The organism is Ningiella algicola, assembly GCF_028401415.2.
Lineage (GTDB): Bacteria > Pseudomonadota > Gammaproteobacteria > Enterobacterales > Alteromonadaceae > Glaciecola.
The window spans coordinates 3,857,145-3,878,462 of sequence record NZ_CP171821.2 but is presented as its reverse complement, the minus strand read 5'-3'; the positions used below and the strand labels follow the sequence as shown (position 1 = coordinate 3,878,462).

The following is a 21,318-nucleotide window of genomic DNA, read 5'->3' as shown; positions in this document are numbered from 1 at the left end:
TCCATGCGCCAAAGAAACATGGTTGAAAGCCTAATGCTAGAAAAAGCTTTGCAATCCAGTCTGCGCTCTTCCCAATATCAAACCATGTATATCGTGTGTTCCTTCATAGGTATTCACTGTTTCAAGGTTGATCATATGACGCATTACATGAAATTCGTCACTGATGCCATTACCGCCGTGCATGTCTCTAGCGTCGCGCGCAATGTCCAAGGCTTTTTGACAATTGTTCCGCTTCATAAGCGAAATCATGGCTGGATTCATTTTTTTAGCGTCAATTAGACGGCCAAGTCTCAACGTACCTTGTAAACCCAAGGCAATGTCGCTTTGCATATTCGCTAGTTTTGTCTGGTATAACTGTGTTTGCGCTAAGGGTCTGTCAAACTGCTTGCGGTCAAGGCCATATTGACGCGCCTGATGCCAACAAAACTCCGCGGCTCCCAACACGCCCCATGAAATGCCGTAGCGAGCCATGTTTAAGCACGAAAATGGCCCTTTCAAGCCGCTCACTTTTGGCAGGATCGCGTCTGCATTTACTTTTACATCCTGCATCACAATCTCACCTGTGATGGACGCTTTCAGCGAAAGTTTGCCTTCAATCTTAGGCGCCGACAAGCCACTCATTCCCCTTTCCAGAACAAAGCCATGAATGGCACCCGTGTCAGTCAGTTTTGCCCAAACAACAAATACATCCGCAATAGGAGAGTTTGTGATCCACATTTTACTGCCATTTAAGATGAAACCATCATCGATTTTCCTCGCGACGGTTTTCATCGAGGCCGGGTCTGACCCTGCATCTGATTCAGTTAAGCCGAAACAGCCAATAAGTTCACCGCGTGCAAGCTTGGGCAAATAACGCTCTTTTTGCGCTTTACTGCCAAAAGCGAATATAGGGTGCATGACAAGCGATGACTGCACGCTTAACGCGCTTCTGTATGCGCTGTCGACGCGCTCAATTTCTCGGGCAATAAGGCCATAGGAGACGTAGTTCACACCTGCGCATCCGTAGCCATCAATAGTTGCGCCTAACAGTCCTGCTTCGCCCATTTTTCGCATAATACGAGTGTCAAATTGAGATCGCCTGTTTGCCTGTATGATCCCTGGCATTAATTCAGTTTGTGCGAAGTCTTTTGCGCTTGCCTGAACCATGCGCTCATCTTCACTTAACTGTTCATGAAGTAATAGAATGTCGTCCCAATGTACTAACATGTTTTATTTCTCAGTTTCCATTCGATACATTTTCGAACCATGTAAAAAAGCACCATGCTCTGCGCTTTTAAATGGCCTTTTTAGTGAGTCGGAACGCTGCCCGTTTAGCAGAGGTAGATAGCTTGAAGCAAGTCCACCATCAATAAAGACTGCTTCGCTATGTTCACGAGCTTTATTGATAAGAGCCGATATGTAGCGGGTAGATTGATGCAATATAGCCTGGCAAACCGGGGATGATACTCGCTGTTCAAACACATAGTGAGCGCAAGACGCAAGTTGTTTTGCACAGTCATGAGAAAAGCGCTCGACCACCGCATTTGCGTCACGCCCTAAATGTTGCGCCATTGCCTCAGATAAGGGGTCAGAATCTTCTAGCCCATCCAGAAATTGCAGATACCAAGTAAGTACTTGCTTACCTAACCACGCCCCACCAGCTATATCTCCAAGCAGCATACCATGTCCGCCTAAAGTACTGAACTCGTCAGGGTGATATAGCGCAAGACACGACCCTGTACCGATAATGATCAACGCGCATGGTTTCTGGGCGTTTGCGCTAATACATGAGGCCTCAACATCGCTTAGTAGATACGCTTTAGCGAAGGGGTGCTGCCAAAGCTTAAACTTAGTTTGTGCCGCCGACATTCCGCCACCGGCGCAACCGGCACTCAAAATACACTGTGCTAATTTAATATTTTGTCGTTCACAAAGCTGGGTAGCTGCCGACATTATTGAACTGGCAGCAAGGTCAAAACTGCTAAAGACATTTGCGGGCCCTGTCACAATCGAAGCAATAGGTGATGCATCATCACCAAGGTGTGAAGTTTGCTGTGTTGCTGATAAACGGTATAAAGACGCCTTGCATTTGCTGCCGCCGCCATCTACCCCAATAATATATTTTGCCATCAAGCGCATTCTTCCATTGACATTGTCCAGCAAACAGGGATTAATAAATTATTCCAAATGTTACACGTAATTTTGAATAATGGTAATAATTGATAGCCTTTGTGCTAAATATCGTGCATCTAATGATGTTCGTTTTAAGCGCACAAGCTCGAGCTTTATAGTATATCGAAGCGTTGCATATTCACCAATTAAGATTGCTTTAATAGTTGTTTGTGCATTGCTTTGCCTTGGGTGCGGTAAAAATGATCAGCAAACCCTTAAAGAAAATACGGATAATAACCAAGCGAGTATCCAAACCGTTCAGAGAATGGAAGCCGCATCCCGCGAAAAGGAGTTTTATGAAACTGTGATGAACGCTGCCCCATACCTGCCAAGTAACTTGGTATCAAAGACCATAAACTGTCAGCTTCAGGCAAAGAACAATGAACGCTATCTTAGCTCGCGGGAAAGCAAAAGCACTGAAGATGGCTGGGAGTCACGAATTTCTCATTCCCCAGAGTTTTTCGACATTCCTGCAAGCGAGGGGCGTATTCTGCTGATAGATTTTGCTCAAGCTGAGCAAAATGATAGGCAAAACGCTGATACATCTACCCTTAAATATCGCTATTTAAGTAATGACAATAGCCATAATGACCTATATGAACCATGGAGTTCATCAAAAATATTTGCTTTCACGGGTGCGTTGGCGAAGATGAGACAACAAGGACTTGGGGCGCAGGCAAAAGTTGGCGAGACCTTCGTGGCAGATATGATAACCGGGATCAATAGCTACGAAGCGTTTGGTACTGCTTCTGGAGAATCTAATGCATTGGCCACATTCTTTGCCAATCTCGCGGGCAGAGATTACCTTAGCGCTTTGTTTTACGATGAGTGGTTAAAACTCTCTGATTCAAAAAGCTATTTTCGGGGTGCTTACGGTCCAGTGGCTTTTGAACCTAGTAGTTACATTTGGCAAATGCTCGACGAAGATAAAAGTACCTCCATTAGTCCATTTTTAAATGCTGCCGACGATCCTGGCTACTTACCCTATCGCTGTGAAAGCTGCGGATTAACGGGCAATAAACCGATGACAACGCTTGCTCAAGCAGAATGGTTAAAACGTTTAGCCACGCACGATAGAGACCCAAGCACCGCTCATCCCATGTTGACGACGCAAGACCTGTCCACCCTTTTTTATGGTAGCGGCAATTCCTACTCAGACAAACGTGTCGGAGGGATGATGTTAGGTATTTCGACCATGTTGCATTATGCGCTAGCCGAAGCCATATCTGGCGAGAGCGTTAAAAATCCTAAAAATGTGCTCGATAAGGTCAGTGATGGGCAATGGCGAGTCTTTCAAAAGATAGGCTGGGGGCCAAGCGAAACGCGCTCGACCACCGAAAATGTGGTGCTAGCACATGTCTGTCTACCGCAATTTCAAGGCGGCAGAGAATTTACGATTGCCGCGCAGGTAGCTGTGGATGAAGCCCGTGAGGAGAACTTGCCATTGGCAGGGCAAAAGATGCAGGTGCTGCTGACAAAAAGCCTCCGAAAACTGTTTTCAAAGCAAGAATGAAGCAAGTGCATATAATCACGCCCGCAAGCGACGTACCCTCATGCTAGTTGATTCTGTTTCCGTGTTTAGTCATAAAGTACCTCTGCGCACGCCCTTTCGGACAGCCATACGTGAAGTGAACGATATTCACGATATTGTCATCAGACTCAATTGCTCTGATCCGAATCAACCTGAGAACGTTGTGAGCGGCTTCGGTTCAGCGCCTGATACTGTAAAAATTACCGGCGATAGCCATGAATCAATCTTCCGTGCCTTTAAGGATGTTATTAGGCCTTGGTTAACTAACCGGTCACTGGACGATTTTTCCGATTTAATAGACGAACTTTATCAACTCCCTACAATTGGCAGCAATGCTAAAGCCGCCGCAGATATTGCATTACACGATGCTGTTTCCCGATACCATAATAAAGCCTTATTTGAATTTTTGCGGGACAAACATCCAATTGCTAATAATCATCGACAGTCGTCGCGTATACCCCTGCTGGAAACCGACTACACAATCAGCGTAAATGACATTCAACAGATGTGCATAGACATTGATCATGCACTTTTACGGAACTATCGCTGTTTAAAAATAAAAATAGGCAACCAACCCGCTGAAGACTTAATACGCATTAAGAAAATTGTGCAGCACATCCATAAGGCTCACGCAGCTAAGGACCTCGCACTTCGACTCGATGTCAATCAAGGTTGGGATGCCGCTACAACGATTAAAATCATGCAAACGCTCGAGGCAAATGACATCCATTTTGAATTAATAGAGCAACCGGTGACCGCAATTGACTATTTAGGCTTACAGGCTATTAAAGCCAATACACTAACCCCACTGATGGCGGATGAAAGTGCGTTTAATTTGGAGCAAGTAAAACGTTTGCATAAGATGCAAGCTTGCGACATCGTTAATATTAAGCTAGCAAAGACAGGCGGCTTGTATGGCGCTGAAAAAATTATCGAGTATTGTCGACAGCACAGCATACAGTGCATGATTGGTTGCATGCTCGAGGGCAGTATTGGCGTGGCTGCGGCTGCCCATTTAGCCTATGCTCATCCTGATGTCATTCGCTTTATTGACTTAGATGGTCCAAGCTTAGGTCAATACGATCCAATAAAAAATGCGACAACATTTGAGGATGCCAATATTCGCCTAAACACCACTCCGGGTTTGGGGATTCAGCACTATGAAGAGTTGACACCCTGGATTGAAAATGATGCCAAGCCAGAGGTTCATCAATAAGTATGAGACACACCTACGCCCGCATTGATTTAAATGCACTTACTTACAATCTCACGCTGCTGAAAGCCTATTCGCCAAGCAGTCGGGTGGTTGCTGTTGTAAAAGCGGACTCTTATGGACATGGCGCAATACAAGTCGCACGCCATATTGAGGATGACGTAGATATGTTCGCCGTTGCGTTTATTGACGAAGCGCTTGACTTGCGAGAGGCTGGTATTAGTAAACCAATCCTCATACTTCAAGGCCCGCATCAAGCGCACGAGCTCAAGCTTACATTCAGTGAAAACTTGCATTGGATGGTTCATAACAGAGCACAGTTAGCGTGGTTGGGCGAATTAAAAGAACGCTCTTCGCTTGGCGCCCACCTTTGGTTGAAGTTCGATACGGGTATGCACCGCTTAGGATTTCCCATTGAAGACTTTGAAAAGATTATTGCTGAAAACACATCTGTTATTAATCGGCATTCAGTCATTGCAACGCATCTTGCGTGCGCAGATGAGCCAAATAACTCGCATGCTGCTACGCAAATCTCGAGCTTTTTAGACAAGGCTAAAGCGCATGGATTTGCCCTGTCCATTGCCAATTCCGCAGGAGCAATTGAACATAAAGATGCTAAACAAGACTACAATCGCATCGGCATTACGCTTTACGGCAGCTCACCTTTTCCAAGCGACTATAAACTCCCGCGATTACCTGAACTTCCATCAGAACTCTCAAAGACCATGAGTTCCGATAAGCAGAATAACTCTATTACCAGACCGACATTAAAACCCGCGATGACCTTAGTCGCAAAAGTTGTAGCTATTCGCCATATTCCAAAGGGAGATACGGTGGGCTATGGAGCAACATGGCAAGCTCAGCGACAAACAACAATTGCGACGGTATCCATTGGCTATGCAGATGGTTATCCACGTCATGCACCAAGCGGTACACCCGCCTATTGCAAGGGACAAAGAATCAAACTGGTCGGGCGTGTATCCATGGACATGCTCACTTTTGACGTGACAGACCATAGTAACATTGATTTGTTTGACGAAGTGGAGCTGTGGGGAGAACACGTGTCGGTTAATGAAGTGGCTGAACACGTTGGCACTATTGGATATGAACTAATGACCCGTATTTCGAGCCGCGTAAAGCGCAAATATCAAGGAGTGATGACAAATGAGAGAAGCGAATGATTGACCAATTCTCGTGGCTTGACTGGACGGTGTTTGCCTCATATGGGCTTATCCTGTTAGTAAGTGGCTACTTACTTAATAAAAAAGCAAAGGACTCTACCGATTACTTCTTAGGTGGAAATACCATGCCTATCTGGGTAGTGGGTATATCGGTATTAGCCACCTCACAATCTGCTGCGACCTTTTTAGGTGGGCCTGATCAAGGTTATCGTGGAGACTTGACCTATTTAGCCACCAATATTGCAGGGTTTATTGCCGCCATCTTCGTAGCTAGCTTTCTGCTTCCGCGCTTTTACGCGCTGAAAGTATTTACGGTTTACGAACTCCTCGAGCAACGGTTTGGCGCCAATGCAAAGTATCAGGCAGGCCTTGTTTATTTGAGCGGTCGCCTCTTTGCCAGTGGTGCACGCTTGTTCATGGCAGCCATTGCAGTGTCAATGATTCTATTTGGAGACATTCAAGCTGGGAGTGTTGTTACGGCGGTGCTCATTATTGCATCCATCGGTTTCGCCTATACCATGTACGGCGGTATTCGAAGCGTTATCTACTCTGACGCCATTCAATGTTTAGTTTATATTTCGGCGGCACTGTTGGTTTTGTTCTATCTGTACATCACTATTCCAGCTGACTTTTCAAGCATGATAGACGTACTCAGAACCCCCGGCGATGGAGAGCCCTCTAAATTAACCTTTATTGACTTTTCGGTAGATTTTTCAAGCGCTGGTGTGTTTAGTTTTTGGTCCATCATTACTGGCTTCGTACTGCTTAACATCGCCGCTTTTGGACTGGATCAGGATGTGACGCAGCGCATGCTTACCTGCAAAGACTCTAAAAGTGCAACCAAAGCCTTAGTGTCATCCATTTTTATGGGTATTCCGGTTGTGCTTATTTTCGTGTGTATTGGCTTGCTTCTATTTATTTATTACCAGCGCCCGGACATTATGTCGCTCGCAAGTGGTGAAAATGGGGCAGAAGTCGTGCCTCAGTTTGAAGGTCAAACCGTCACTATTTTTATGTATTACGTGCTGACCGATTTACCAAACGGGATAAAAGCGATTGTAACAATCGGTATTATTGCCGCTGCGCTTTCCACACTCAACTCGGGTTTAAACTCTATGTCGTCTGTTGCGGTGCAAGACATCTATCGAGGCCTCATTCATAACAACAAAGACTTAACAGAAGCGCAATTAGTGCGTGCAGGGCGCATCAGTATGGGCATAGTTGCTCTAGCCTTATCAGGTATGGCGATTCTGTGTTTTTACTGGCAACAATATACCGATACACCACTTTTGGCCTTTGCTTTAAGCGTCATGGTATTTTCGTACAGCGGCTTGCTCGGTATCTATTTTACGGCCTTATTTACAAAACGAGGCTCCCCGCTTTCTATCGCTTGCGCTTTATTAATCGGCTTTTTAACCCCGGTGATGATGCAACCTTACGTGCAAAGCCTCTACTTGCCTGAAAGCGCGCAATTTGACCTTGGGTTTTCATGGCAGCTATTAATCGGCACCGCGCTATCTTTGTTGGTGTGCGTAAGCGGTCGTCAAAGGAGTACACAACAATGAATGCTTCTTCTACAGATCTCATCAAACAGTTGGAGGCGTTGGTATCGGAAGGACGCAATCCAGATACCATGGATTTAGACACCTTGAGCACGCATGACTTGCTTCAAGTAATCAATAATGAAGATGCGAAAGTCGCAGGAGCAGTGAGAAATGCCCTTCCCGCTATTACAGAAGCTGTAGAGCACATCGTTGGGCGCCTGTCCAAAGGTGGAAGGCTTATATATACTGGCGCCGGCACGAGCGGCCGTTTAGGTGTGCTGGATGCGGTTGAATGTCGACCCACTTTTAGTGTTCCCAACTCACTGGTCATTGGCCTAATTGCCGGTGGAGAGCGCGCGCTTATACATGCGGTTGAGGGAGCGGAAGACGACAAATCCGCCGCTGTTCAAGATTTAAAAGAACATGACCTGAGCGTCAATGATGTGGTGGTAGGTATTGCAGCATCAGGGCGAACGCCCTATGTTATTGGAGCCCTTGAACATGCTAATGAGCTAGGCGCTTATAGTATTTGCCTGGTTTGCAACCCCTCTTCTGAGCTCTTAGATATTGCACAAACTGGAATTTGCGTCACGGTCGGCCCAGAATGCTTGACTGGCTCCACGCGCATGAAGTCAGGGACGGCACAAAAGCTTGTATTAAATATGATGAGCACGGCGAGCATGGTGAAACTCGGCAAAGTCTACGAAAACTTAATGGTAGATGTTAACGCCAGTAATAAAAAGCTTGAGGCAAGAGCAATTCGTATTGTTATGCAGGCTACCCAATGCACACGAAAGCAAGCTGAGCATGCTTTAAAAGAAGCTGATAACAAAGCGAAAGTTGCCATTCTTATGCTGCTCACTCATACAGATGCCGTCCAAGCAAGCAAAATGCTTGACGATAGCAAGGGTTTTTTGCGCGATGCACTTAAATAAATGACGAAAAAGTGCAACTGCAAATGACTGTAAGTGCCTCACCAAGATGCCGACTCTCAGTATCCTTGTTGGTAAAACTCTTAATTATTGTCGTGACGCTAACTCTTGCAGGGTTTACCACTGCGCAGGGTTCTGAAAAAGATCTCGCGCAACGCTCCCATCAAATTAAAGTCGGAGCTGAGCGCATTCATTTATACATTGATGCACTGCGAGATAAAACAGTAGGACTGGTTGTGAATCAAAGTTCGATAGTGAATGATGAACATCTTGTTGATGTGCTTTTGGGACACGATATTGATATTCGAGTGCTCTTTGCGCCGGAGCATGGTGTACGCGGTGATAAGGGTGCCGGTGAGTCTATCCAAAGCGGTGTGGATGCAAAAACAGGTGTACCCATTCAATCTATTTATGGCGTAAACAAAACGCCACCAGATACCGTTATGTCACAACTAGATATCATTGTTTTCGATATTCAAGACGTCGGCACACGCTTTTACACCTACATTAGTTCTATGCATTACATGATGCAAGCGGCCGCTAAACATGGCGCACAGTTTATAGTACTCGACCGGCCTAACCCCAATGGCATGCACATTGACGGGCCAGTGCTCAACTCTAAGTTTCGCTCATTTGTAGGTATGCACCCTATTCCCGTACTGCATGGAATGACGGTAGGAGAACTTGCACTTATGATCAAGGGTGAAAACTGGCTTGAATTGGACGACCAACAGCGGCTAGATTTGCATGTGGTTCCTGTAGAAGGGTATAAAAAACGCATGCACTATTCATTGCCTATTGCCCCCTCACCCAATCTCCCAAATGATGTCGCCGTTCAACTCTATCCTTCGCTGTGCTTTTTTGAAGGCACTGCAGTAAGTGTTGGGCGAGGAACAGACTATCCTTTTCAGCAATACGGGCATCATCAAGTAAAGCTTGGCAAGCACAGTTTTGTGCCCGAGGCGCGCCCAGAAGCGGCTCCCTCGCCGAAGCTAGTGGAAAAGACAGTCTTCGGCGTCGATATGCGAAACTCTACTATGGAAGGGCTTTCACTTACACCACTTATCAAGGCCTACGAGCTTTTTAGAAACGCAGGTCTGCAAAGAAAGTTTTTCACCGCCCCAGACTTCTTCGACAAACTCGCGGGTACAGACCAGCTGCGCATCAACATAATGAGCGGTAAAACTGAAAATGAAATTCGTAAGGGGTGGCAAAGTCAGCTTGAAACGTTCGAAAAATTCCGCACACCCTATTTGCTGTATGCAGAGTAATTTTAAAACGTGTCAACAAAGGCGTTTACCACACATGTTTCAGCCACTTTCCTTAATTTGTAGAAGCGGCTCCTCAAATTATGGCTTCTAAAGGCGGGTCTATTGAAGGTACAAATCCGTCGCTAAGCGATTGTGTAGCTTGCTGCTAGAGTTAGCGGCCTCCTGACTCTTTTTCGTACCACATTTCATAATGCGGAATTTTGGGAGATTCAGGGTCCAGCAACTTGATCACATGCGGCATCATTGCGAGTGAGTTTTGATTGAGACCATTTAAGAAAATAATGACTCCGTCTTTTGACTCGGTGTAAAAATATGCTTCAGCTAGCTCTGACCAATCACTTCCGCCGTGGCTTATCAATTTCGTGTGGCCGTAATCAGCGACCTGCCACCCCAAACCATACCCTTGTTCTTTCGGACATTTGTTGCGAGCTAATCTAGCGCAGACTATTGATACAGAGTCCGGGTGGGTAGTCATATCTGTCTGAACAGTATTTCTATCCGCTACAAGTGCAGCATTGTATCCGCCTGCATTCATTACCGCTTTCAAATAAACAGCAAAGTCCTCTACAGTGATCCTTAAGTCGTCAGCGGCTGACCAACTTCCTTCTTCACGGCATCCTCCCCATGGAAAACAATAATGTCCAAGATGCTTTCCTTCGTCGGTAAGTGCCTCATTAAGGTTAGAAAAGTTACTTTTCGCTACGTGAAAGTAGGTATTTTTTAAGCCTAATGCTTGGATAACATACTCATTCACCAATGCATCAAAAGGCTTCTGTAACTTAAGTTCTACCATTCGTGCGAGATAATCAAAACCTTCTCCGGAATACGAATAACTCGTGCCAGGTTCACTCTCAAACATCAAAGAACCATCGACCGAAAAGTAACGCCAGTTTGGAAATCCAGTTGAATGATTTAACGCCATTCTAGGGGTCAATTTGAAATGTTTCGAATCATTACGAAGATCAGGATCTACCCAATAATTAGCCATGGGTTCATCTAAAGTTAGCTTGTCGGCGGCAACGAGCCTTAAAACAGTCTCAGCGGTCATTGTTTTGGTGATCGACGCTACATCAAATTGAGTCGTTTTATTAGCAGGCACACCTTCACGTTGATTACCGAAGTAACCTGAGTAGACCAATTCTGTATTTTTAATTAACCCTAAGCCAACCGAGTTGACACCATATTGCTTCATCAATACAGGTATTGCTTGGTCAATTTCATGTTTCTTAGATTCACTTATGTCCGAAAGCGAAGTAAACGATCGTGCTTCTTGTGCTAAAGCATTGTTCAAAAAAGCAGAGCTTACAAATAATAGTGGGTATATCAATTTCAGCACGAAAACGTCCTAGTTCAAGAAATTGTACGAAGTGAGTCGCAATAACTTATGAGAAAGTTTAGGTGTCCGTTTGTATTGTAGATTAACTGTTTCTTTACCTTCATAGGCTCTCGCCAGTTCGTCAGATATAAATTGTCTCTGATAGTTCGGCATCGATATTCATATCTATATAGCTAATAGCACCATGACAAAATTTAATTATTCCTAAACTGCGCCACCACATCGCGCGATTTTTCCAGTAGTGAGCGACTTTCTCCCGAGGATTGCATCAACGCAATAAATAGAATATCGATGACAAACTCTTGTGCCGTGCGCGCCAGTATTGACGAAATTCGTGTGGCAGCCTCTTCTGCAACTGAATACAAACGGACCTTTGCATTTACCGATACTGGCGTATCACCGAATTTGGTAACGGATATAACAGGCACGTCGTTGTTATTCGCTTGTGTGACTACATTGACCACTTCTCGCGTAGCGCCAGACTCACTGAGTGCAAAGACTAAGTCGTTTTCATTAAGTGTAGAGGCAATTGCGAGCTGGGCATGTCCGTCAATTTCTGAAAGCGCCATAATGCCTAGTTTTTGCAATTTAAAGGCAAAGTCTTTTCCAACCAGAGCTGAGCCTCCCAAACCGGTAATTAAAACGCGGTTAGCTCCACGAAGTAAGTCGACAGATTGAGAAAATGCGGCGCTGTCATTCAAGTTTTTAGTTTGATTGAGTACCGTGATTTTACTTTGCAAGAGCTTTGAAGACATGGTTTCGTAGTCATCATCTACCGATATGCTGCCGTGAAGTTTCTGATGGTCGGTTTCAACGTTCTTCAAATCGTCCATCACCGCCAGTTTAAGCGCCGGATACCCCTTATATTTGAGCTTTTGAGCAAATTTTACAACGGAACTTTGACTCACCCCTACGGTGGATGCCAGCTTTTGAGAGGACAAATCGCGCAAAGCTGCTGGCGATTTCAGTATATAGCCCGCTAGCTTTTCCTCACTGCTCGATAAAGAGCCCCGAAGCGCTTTGATTTTAGAAAATGCTGCCATGTCACGATTCACCTTATTGATGGGTGCTGAAGCAAACTAACAAGTATTCATCGCACTTTTTTACCAATGGCAACCTGTACAACTTAGGAATACTTTATTCTTATTTTAGTATTTATCATAGAATAATTTGTACAATGGGCAAAATTTTCGCTATCTTACTTGCATTCTCGCCCTGCACAAAAGCTGTTAAATACAAATTCACTATGGCAAATTCCACAGACACTTCGCCCATCTCCCATTTACTCAGCGATCTTGATTTACCGCATATTGAACACCACCACATTTTACCGCTGCTCGAAGCGCTCAAAGATGACGAAAGGATTAGATTAAGTCATGAGGGTAATTCATTTGAAGGACGCAGTATTACTCGTATCACCTATGGACATGGCCCTATTAAAATACTGGCATGGACGCAAATGCATGGTAATGAAGCAACGGCGACGGCAGCAGTGTTTGACTTGCTGGATATCTTGCTTCGCCAAACAAGCGAACTCGAAGCACCAGAAGGACTATTTACTTTGCATGTTGTGCCCATGCTGAACCCTGATGGAGCACAACGATGCATCCGCCATAATGCCCAAGCCATTGATATTAACCGCGATGCAATGGCAAAGCAGACGCTTGAGGGCACTATTTTAATGCGTTTGGTTGACGAGATTCAGCCCGATATTGCGTTCAATTTGCATGATCAGTCGCCTTATTATCAAGCAGGTACCACGGGCATGGCATCAACAATTGCGTTTTTAGCGCCGGCTTACGATATTGATAAAAATATTGACGATTCAAGAAAGCTCGCCATCACGCTCATTGGTGCAATGACGAGGGCAATAGAAAGCACACTGAAAAATGCAATTGCGCGCTATGATGACACTTTCTCACCGCGCTCTTTTGGCGATCGCATCGCGGGCAAAGGAGCGGCTACCATTTTAATTGAATCGGGTGCAGCAGCCAACGATCCTAACCGACAAATTGCGCGCCGCATGAACGTTAAAGCGATGCTTGCGGCATTTTTACATATGCAGCGACAGCATAAAAACCAAGTCAATGAGCAAGAAGTTGCTGCCCTATGTGAGCGTTATTGGGCGATTCCTGAGAACGTATCAGAAGCGCTTTCGTCTTTGGTGATCCGCGACCTACGTTTTGTTGGACGACATAGCTATCAAGCCAGCATTAGTATTAAACAGACGGCTAGATACTCGAATCAATATTTTATAGACGCAGTAGGCGATTTAGGCATTCAAGCTGGCCTTGAGGAATTTGATGCCAGTGAACTTAGTTTCGACTCCGGTACCGTGCACACCCTTAACTCTCACACTATTTTGACCAATGAGAGTTTTATAGACTGGCTCAAACAAGGCGTTATTCAGTTTCAGGGTGAAATACAAGACTTTGACAATCAATCAGATCATCAAATACTGCTCAATCAACCCTTAAATGCTTCACCGCAAGCACTTGTGCTTCAACAACCCGCATACTTTTTGATGCGAAAAGGGGATGAGGTCATTGCAGCCGTCGTTAACGGGCAATTGCTTAGATTGGCTTAATAACAAACAAGAAAAAGTCACATTATCTTCAGTTCATCGCATGCTCAGCGCTAGGGTTAAGACTGGTGTTTTGTGCTCCAAATACGATTTCACCGCCAAAATCGCCCCAGACCTTAGTCGCGCTGAACAGCTTAACCTGCTGAATTTAAAGAATAAATAATTTATTGAAAAATCATGATACATTTTTGGAATAATTTATTATTTACATTCATTTTGCTTATGCTAACGTGAAGACAAGGAAGGGTGTATCTTGTGTTCGTTGTAGTTTCACGCTCTTCTGGCTCGCAGGCATCTCACACACAGATTTCTGCATCTATCAATAACGAGTGATAGACCACACATGCCAATAATAATTAACTAGGGAGACTGCACAGTGAAGTTAAATAAAATTGCACTCGTGCTAGCCATGTCGGGACTCGGCGTAAATGCCTATGCCCAGCAAGCTACAGATGAAGAATTACTTGAAGAAAACAACGGAGAAGTTGAGCGAATTGAAGTAACCGGTTCAAGCATTAAGCGCACAAGCTTAGAGGGCGATCTACCTCTGACGGTTATTTCGCGGGCTGAAATCGATGCTGCTGGTATCACCTCAGCTGACCAACTATTACTGCAACTCAATATATCTTCAAACTCTAATGACAATCTCGCCAGTAATGCGGGTATTGTGGGTGGTGAAGAACGCGGCAACAATGGTGCTTCAAGTGCCAACCTTCGCCAGCAAGGTGTAGGTTCGACATTGGTGTTGTTGAACGGAAGACGAATCGCAACTCATGGACTAAAAGGTCGTTCAGTTGATCTTAACTCCATTCCATTTGCAGCCATAGAACGAGTTGAAATATTGCGCGACGGCGCTTCTGCTGTTTACGGTACAGATGCAATCGGTGGTGTAATTAACTTCATTCTGAAGCAAAACTACAACGGTCTTCAGCTAGGCGCGTTTGCCGATCACACTGAAGATGGTGGCGGTAATATTTACCGACTCAACGTGTTGGCCGGTACAGGCGATATGAACAAGGACGGTTACAATGTCATGGGCTCACTGGCCTACAAGTCGTCTGAGATATTGCGCGGTACTGACAGAGACTTTACCAATACTTTCCAACCAGATAGAGGCCTATCGCCAGATACACGAGGCGCACCTTTTGCGTCAATCAATGACCGCTGGAGCAGTCCAAACGACCCCACATCGAATCACTACAACCTTATCGGTTCAGGTTTAACCAACCCAAATACAGGGCTTGAGAACGATGTGCTTAATGTGCTGGCGTTGCCGGGTCAACCTGGATGTGATGCCATTGAAAATATGGGACCTGATCAAGCAGATTTGTGGAATAGAACGCGGAATCTCGGCGTAAGCTGTGCATGGGATTACCCTCGTGCCGCAGTTTTACAACAACCGGTTGAAAGTCTCGACTTTGTTGGACGTGGCACCATGGCGGTGGGTGAGGACTCGGAAGCATTTATTGAACTTTTAGGATCTGAAGTCGTTTCCAAAAAAGTGTTTGAACCCAATCAAATTACGCCTTGGGCGATTGGGAACGGCGATTGGGACACCTTTGGCGGCGGTTGGTATCCAAGCACTGGCGCCTCATATGACTACATCGTAGACGCTTTATCCGATTTTTATGGCGCAGACCAACTCAATATTGGCGCGCCCATAGCCTATCGCTGGCGCTGCATGGATTGCGGACCTCGAGAAATTGAAACAACAACGACATCATATAAAATTCAGTTAGGCATTGAAGGGGTTATTGGTGGCGATTGGGACTATAAAGCAGGCTTGTCTCGCTCGGCAAACGAAGCAGAGTCCGAACTTGGCGGTGGTTACCACTATGTTCAAGGGCTTGCAGAAGCCATCGGGACTGGCGTTTTAAACCCATTCTTGTTACCAGGTCAGTCGCAAACACCTGAAGCCCTGCAAATGCTTGAGAATGCCTCTGCTCGCGGCGTAACGTTGTTTGGCGGTAAAACCATCATGACGCAAATCGATGCAACCATTTCGGGGGATACCGGCTTTGAGCTCGGCTTAGGCGGAGATAGTATTTATGTTGCTGCCGGCATTGATTTACGTAGGGAAGAGTACGAATTTAACGGTGACCGTCGAGTCGCAGATGAGCGGCCGACAATATATGGCGCTCCATTTGATGATGCCAACGCCCTTGAAAACGTGAGCCGTGACATCAAAGCAATCTTTGTTGAAGCGCTAGTACCAGTGGTTGAAAGTTTAGAGTTAAATTTAGCGCTGCGTCATGATGATTATGATGGCTTTGGTGGTACAACTAATCCGAAATATGGTTTTAAATTTACCCCGATAGACGAGTTGTTGTTCCGTGGCTCTTATAGCACAGGCTTTAGAGTACCAAGCTTTAATCAGCTCTTTAATGGTATAACCGCTGAACCTTACACTGGCACTGACTTAGCGAACCCATTCTTGTGTCCAGATGGCATAGTCATTGCCGACAACCCATCATGTCAGCCAATCACCCCCGCTATTTTCTTTGGTGGTCAACCAGACTTAGGCCCAGAAGAATCTAATCAGTCTAGTTTGGGCGTTGTGTTTGCCACGGATGACGTCATCGTTAATGTTGACTGGTGGGAAATTGAAATAGAGGGCACCATTCAAACACCAGGCTTTAGAGAGCTCATTGAGAACCCAGAGCTATTTAGCGATAACTTCTTATTTGCTCCCGATGGGAGCATTGTTGCGATTGACCGTCGCTTCATCAACGCAGGTGGTCGACAAACTAGCGGTGTTGAAGTGGGTTTGGTTACGGGCGGCGATATTGGCGACCATACCTGGGCTCTCAACTTTAACGGAAGTTATTTGATTGAAGACATTAAACAGGAGCGAGATAATGCGCCCTTTGGTCCAAATCTAGTCGGTACGCATTCACGTGGTAATATCCCGCTTAGGTGGAAGCATACCGTTTCTTTTACCTACTCATATGAGGACTTTACGCATGTGCTGACACAGGTTTACCGACATAGTTATGACGATGAAACGCCGCCGGGTGTGGCATCTGGAGAAGCAAATCCACCTAACTATGATGGTGTTGTAGGCAGTTACTTAGTTTACAACTACAGCATCAACTACACGGGGTGGGAGGATACCGAAGTCATCTTTGGCGTAAGAAATCTATTTGATCGCGATCCACCATTTACTGCACATCAGAACGATTTCTCACCGGGTGCTGCGTTCGACCCAAGGGTCGCAGATCCGCGCGGAAGATCTTTTACACTACAAGTTAACTATGACTTTTAATGCGTAGGCTTTTGCAGCATCAGTTGTTGCTGCTCTGCGAGTGTTAACTCGACTCAATCAAGGGCGATGAGCAATACCATCGCCCTTTTTATTTGCAAGCAATTGTGCGTTTCAGCTAAGCGCATTATGATACAAAAAGCGCGGTGTGAAGTTGCTGTTTACTTCGCTAAATAAACATCAGCAAGACACTACAAAAGCAAAATGTATAAGAAGGTTAATGACAACTAATAAAACGTTAAGAGTAGTAATAGTTGGCGGCGGCTCAGCAGGTTGGATGACCGCGGCTGCCCTTGCTAATTCGCTCCCTTTGCAGGATCACTCCATCACCTTGGTAGAGTCCTCTAATATCGGCACAGTTTCTGTGGGTGAAGCGACGATTCCTTCCATTCTTGAATTCAACCACATGTTGGGTATAAATGAAGCTGAATTTTTAAAATATACGCATGGCTCATTTAAGCTAGGCATCGAATTCCATGACTGGTATGAAAAGTCGCATAAATATATGCACCCTTTTGGTCCTTACGGCGTGAATATGAATGGCGTGCCGTTTCATCATTATTGGTTAAAGGATAAACTACGCGGCCAACAACACGCTATCGAAAATTATTGTTTAGAATACACAGCTGCACTTCAGAATAAGTTTTGCCATCCGCAGCCACAGTCTCGTTCAGCCTTGGCTAAGCTCAAATATGCCTATCATTTTGATGCCATAAAGTACGCTGAGTTTCTTTGCCAATACTCTATTGAGCGCGGGGTGAGACGCGTACTTGGTGAAGTCAGGCAGGTACATCAGTGCCCACAAAGCGCCAATATCACTGCACTTGGTTTACAAGATGACTCGTCTGTTGAAGGCGACCTGTTTATCGACTGCTCAGGGTTTAAAGGGCTATTGATTGCGCAAACACTGGGTGTCGATTTTGAAGATTGGCGCGAATATTTACCATGCGACTCAGCCATCGCCCAGCCAAGTGAGTCACTTGACGACATAAAACCCTACACAATTTCTAGCGCCCATGAATGTGGCTGGCAGTGGCAAATACCGCTTCAACACCGAATAGGCAACGGCTTCGTATTCTCGTCAGAGTTTTTAAGTAAGCAAAAGGCCGTATCGCAGCTTGCAAAACGCCTTCCAAGCAACGCTTTATCTGAAGCGAGAGAGCTTAAATGGATCAATGGTAAGCGCTGTCAGGCGTGGAAAAATAACTGCGTAGCTATTGGCTTATCAGCAGGTTTTATTGAACCATTAGAGTCCACAGGCTTACAGCTTATTCAGTCTGCAATCATGCGGCTACTGTCTTTGTTTCCAACGAAAAATTCAGCAACGTCGCCTTCTCAGGATTCATCAGGCAAGACCTTAAGTAAACTTCATTGCAATCAAGCTGACATTGACACATACAATCGTTACACCGACGATGAACTCTGGCGCATCCGCGATTTTATTATATTGCACTATAAAGCTACCAAACGTGACGACTCAGAATTTTGGCGTTATTGCCAATCCATGTCTATTCCTGACACCTTACAAGCGAAAATTGATTTGTACTTGTCTAGCGGTCGATTGTTTAGAGAAAATAATGAATTGTTCAATGAATTGAGCTGGTTTTCGGTCATGAACGGTCAAGGCCTTGTCCCCTCCAGCTTTCATCCATTAGTCAACAAGCTTGATGAGGGGCAACGGCAGGAAAATCTTAAACGTATCGCCGGCGCGATGCGCGAAGCTGAACAACAAATGCCAAGCCACAAAAGCTATTTAGCGCATTACTGCGGGACGAGTCAATGAAGCCAATTATTAAAACCATGTTGCTCGCCTCTATCTGTGTGTTTATCTCCAGTTGCATTAGCTCAAGTTACACTCAGCTTCCATCAGTAAACTATAGTTTCAGGGTCAAGTCACTGGTGATGCATTTTACGGCCATTAACTATCAAAAATCGGTTGATGCACTGGTTAAAGAGGGCTGGGTAAGCTCGCATTATCTGGTGCCTGAAAGTAACGACCCAAGCTATCCCTATGACGATTTACGCATTCTTCAGCTCGTAGATGAAAATGAACGAGCGTGGCATGCTGGCGTGAGCTATTGGCAAGGACGAACTGGCCTAAACGATAGCTCCATTGGCATTGAGATAGTGAACGTACCAAGCTGCTTCCAGAATCAAAAAGCCTTGGAAGAGGCGGGAACTGCGGCAAAAGCAGAGCATGGACCAAATCGTCTGTGCGTATTCCCGGATTATGACCCTAAACAGATAGAGCTGGTTATTGAATTGAGTAAGGATATATTAAGTCGTAACCCGGATATCGATGCAACGGCAGTCGTTGGTCACTCCGACATAGCGCCATCACGCAAGAACGATCCTGGTCCCCGTTTTCCATGGTTTCAGCTCTATGAAGCTGGGATTGGCGCGTGGTATGAACAAGATGTGTTGGCGAAATACTGGCAAGCGTTTAACGCTAATATGCCAAACATCGCCTTAGTGCAGGCTGCTCTTCGCGCTTATGGCTATGGCATTATCGAAACTGGAATAAACGACCAGCAGAGTATCGATACTGTTAGCGCCTTTCAGATGCACTTTTTGCCATGGCAAGTTAGCGGCAACATAGATTCAAGCACCGCCGCAGCAATATTCGCTTTGTTAGAACGGTATTTTCCTGAGCGTTTGGAAAAGCTAACAGAGCGATACGAGATTGAGTCTCAACCAAGGCCTGATTCTGAGCCGCAAATTACAAAGGGGCAAATACATCAGGTATTCCCGCTCACGCGCTCCAACACCCGCGCCTTCGTCAATAATAGAGCAAGCTTTAAAGCCTACTCTGGGCGCGGAAGCATGATCGTAAACGCGATGGACGCTGAATCTGCCGATATCTTTATAAATGATCAAGCGCTTAACATTACGCTACCGTTTGAACCTAGTCGACTCTACGAATACTCCCTCGCTAAGCGAACAAAAGATGGTTTGAACAGCATACGTGTTGAAAACATTGAGCCGCAAGGGGCATCGTTAGAAATCCATATCCCTTATCCAGACATCAAAAACCTTAACAGAAACTACAAAAACTTAGGACGAAGCAACAACGCAAGCGCATCAGGCAAGCTAAATATTGATGACGCGGCTTATGACTTTTCTGCTGTGGACACCTTAATTCAACAAGACGTGATTGAAGGCTTTCCCGGTGCAGTGCTGTTAGTCATGCATAAAGGTGAAATAGTGAAATTTGACGCCTACGGCTATGCTCAGAAATATTCGTCCGATGGAATGCTACTTCAACAACCAGACATGATGACGGTTGATACTCACTTTGATCTTGCCTCAAACACAAAAACCTTCGCAACTACCTTGGCTATCATGCATTTAGTCACGCAAGGCAAGGTGCATTTAGACGCCCCTATCTCAAACTATTTGCCAGAGTATCTTGGTGAGGGAAGAGAAGCTCGCAGTGTGTCAGATTTACTTGCCCATGCATCAGGCTACGACGCCGACTTACGTTTTTTTGACCAAAACAACGAAGACTTTCATTCCCTAAACCGAAGCACGACGAAAGATTTATTGCTCTCTCAAGTGCCATTTAAAACAGGGCGCCAGAGTGAGCAGCATTATTCTGACATTAACTTTATGGTGCTGGGTTTACTGATTGAGAGAGTGGTCGGCATGGCGCTTGATGAATATCTAGAAACCCAAATTTATCAAGCGCTTGATTTGGATAGCCTTCGATTTAACCCGCTGCAAAAAGGCGCGTCAAAACGGCAATTTGCTGCGACTGAAATTCAAGGTAATACCCGACAAGGTCGAATTCAATTTGAGGGCGCTCGTGAACATGTTCTACGCGGCGAAGTGCACGATGAGAAAGCCTTCTATTCAATGGGCGGAGTAGCCGGACACGCCGGACTGTTTGGAACAGCGAAAGATCTAGCGGTACTTGCTCAACTTGTGCTCAACGGCGGCGGATATGACGACGCTCAGCTTTTTGATGAGGCCACATTAGCGCGATTCACGTCGCCTCGCTATGGATCTGATGGCTTTGGTTTAGGCTGGCGTTTAGCGGCCGACCCTGCAATGGCTTGGCACTTTGGCCCTTACGCAAGCACACGCGCATTTGGTCATACCGGATGGACCGGAACAGCAACTATCATGGACCCAGAATATGATTTAGCCATCATTCTGTTAACGAATAAAAAGCACTCAAAAGTCATCGACAAAAATGGTGAGCCTTATTTTGAAGGTGATTCCTATGAAACAGGTCGTTACGGCAGCGTGATGAGCCTGGTGTATGAAGCCATCATTGCAGGTGAAGCAAGCAATTAATATCACAATAATAA

14 protein-coding genes are annotated in these 21,318 nt (G+C 45.4%); 10 read left to right on the top strand and 4 right to left on the bottom strand.

Annotated features, from left to right (window positions below; genetic code table 11):
• Nucleotides 1-36: 36 nt before the first annotated feature.
• Both PN836_RS16795 and PN836_RS16790 read right to left on the bottom strand, forming a co-directional pair.
• Complete coding sequence (locus PN836_RS16795) at nt 37-1,206, bottom strand: acyl-CoA dehydrogenase (RefSeq protein WP_395340475.1); 1,170 nt, start codon at nt 1,204-1,206, stop codon at nt 37-39.
• A gap of 3 nt (nt 1,207-1,209) precedes the next feature.
• Nucleotides 1,210-2,109, bottom strand: coding sequence for a BadF/BadG/BcrA/BcrD ATPase family protein (locus PN836_RS16790; protein WP_395340472.1), 900 nt, complete (start codon nt 2,107-2,109; stop codon nt 1,210-1,212).
• A 79-nt stretch (nt 2,110-2,188) separates the two neighbouring features.
• Between PN836_RS16790 and PN836_RS16785 the strand changes: the two genes are divergently transcribed.
• From PN836_RS16785 to PN836_RS16760, 6 genes are read left to right on the top strand one after another with little or no spacing between them, the layout of a single operon-like run.
• Complete coding sequence (locus tag PN836_RS16785; RefSeq protein ID WP_395340469.1) at nt 2,189-3,664, top strand: hypothetical protein; 1,476 nt, start codon at nt 2,189-2,191, stop codon at nt 3,662-3,664.
• Nucleotides 3,665-3,704: 40 nt separating this feature from the next.
• Nucleotides 3,705-4,898, top strand: coding sequence for a dipeptide epimerase (locus tag PN836_RS16780; RefSeq protein WP_395340466.1), 1,194 nt, complete (start codon nt 3,705-3,707; stop codon nt 4,896-4,898).
• A 2-nt stretch (nt 4,899-4,900) separates the two neighbouring features.
• Nucleotides 4,901-6,076, top strand: a complete 1,176-nt coding sequence (gene alr / locus PN836_RS16775; protein WP_395340463.1) for an alanine racemase — start codon at nt 4,901-4,903, stop codon at nt 6,074-6,076.
• Nucleotides 6,073-7,641, top strand: a complete 1,569-nt coding sequence (locus PN836_RS16770) for a sodium:solute symporter (protein ID WP_395340460.1) — start codon at nt 6,073-6,075, stop codon at nt 7,639-7,641. Before alr ends, PN836_RS16770 begins: the two co-directional genes overlap by 4 nt.
• Complete coding sequence (gene murQ, locus PN836_RS16765; protein ID WP_395340457.1) at nt 7,638-8,555, top strand: N-acetylmuramic acid 6-phosphate etherase; 918 nt, start codon at nt 7,638-7,640, stop codon at nt 8,553-8,555. Before PN836_RS16770 ends, murQ begins: the two co-directional genes overlap by 4 nt.
• Nucleotides 8,556-8,578: 23 nt before the next feature.
• Nucleotides 8,579-9,823, top strand: a complete 1,245-nt coding sequence (locus tag PN836_RS16760) for an exo-beta-N-acetylmuramidase NamZ domain-containing protein (RefSeq protein ID WP_395340455.1) — start codon at nt 8,579-8,581, stop codon at nt 9,821-9,823.
• Nucleotides 9,824-9,974: 151 nt separating this feature from the next.
• On the opposite strand, the gene PN836_RS16755 is transcribed toward PN836_RS16760, so the two are convergent.
• On the bottom strand, nt 9,975-11,159 hold the full coding sequence (locus PN836_RS16755; protein ID WP_395340452.1) for a serine hydrolase domain-containing protein: 1,185 nt from the start codon (nt 11,157-11,159) through the stop codon (nt 9,975-9,977).
• A 194-nt stretch (nt 11,160-11,353) separates the two neighbouring features.
• Nucleotides 11,354-12,202 carry a MurR/RpiR family transcriptional regulator gene (locus PN836_RS16750; protein ID WP_395340449.1) on the bottom strand — a complete coding sequence of 283 codons (849 nt, stop codon included), beginning with the start codon at nt 12,200-12,202 and terminating at the stop codon, nt 11,354-11,356.
• Nucleotides 12,203-12,405: 203 nt separating this feature from the next.
• Here PN836_RS16750 and PN836_RS16745 point away from each other — a divergent pair, with 203 nt between their 5' ends.
• The 4 genes from PN836_RS16745 to pbp4b all read left to right on the top strand — a co-directional run bounded on the left by PN836_RS16745 (nt 12,406) and on the right by pbp4b (nt 21,304).
• Nucleotides 12,406-13,746 (top strand): M14 family zinc carboxypeptidase, encoded by a 1,341-nt coding sequence (locus tag PN836_RS16745; RefSeq protein ID WP_395340446.1) that lies wholly within the window; start codon nt 12,406-12,408, stop codon nt 13,744-13,746.
• 373 nt (nt 13,747-14,119) lie between these two features.
• Nucleotides 14,120-17,008, top strand: coding sequence for a TonB-dependent receptor domain-containing protein (locus PN836_RS16740; RefSeq protein ID WP_395340443.1), 2,889 nt, complete (start codon nt 14,120-14,122; stop codon nt 17,006-17,008).
• Nucleotides 17,009-17,225: 217 nt separating this feature from the next.
• Complete coding sequence (locus PN836_RS16735) at nt 17,226-18,788, top strand: tryptophan halogenase family protein (RefSeq protein ID WP_395340440.1); 1,563 nt, start codon at nt 17,226-17,228, stop codon at nt 18,786-18,788.
• Nucleotides 18,785-21,304, top strand: coding sequence for a penicillin binding protein PBP4B (gene pbp4b, locus PN836_RS16730; RefSeq protein ID WP_395340437.1), 2,520 nt, complete (start codon nt 18,785-18,787; stop codon nt 21,302-21,304). The genes PN836_RS16735 and pbp4b overlap by 4 nt, the downstream gene beginning before the upstream one ends.
• Nucleotides 21,305-21,318: the final 14 nt, after the last annotated feature.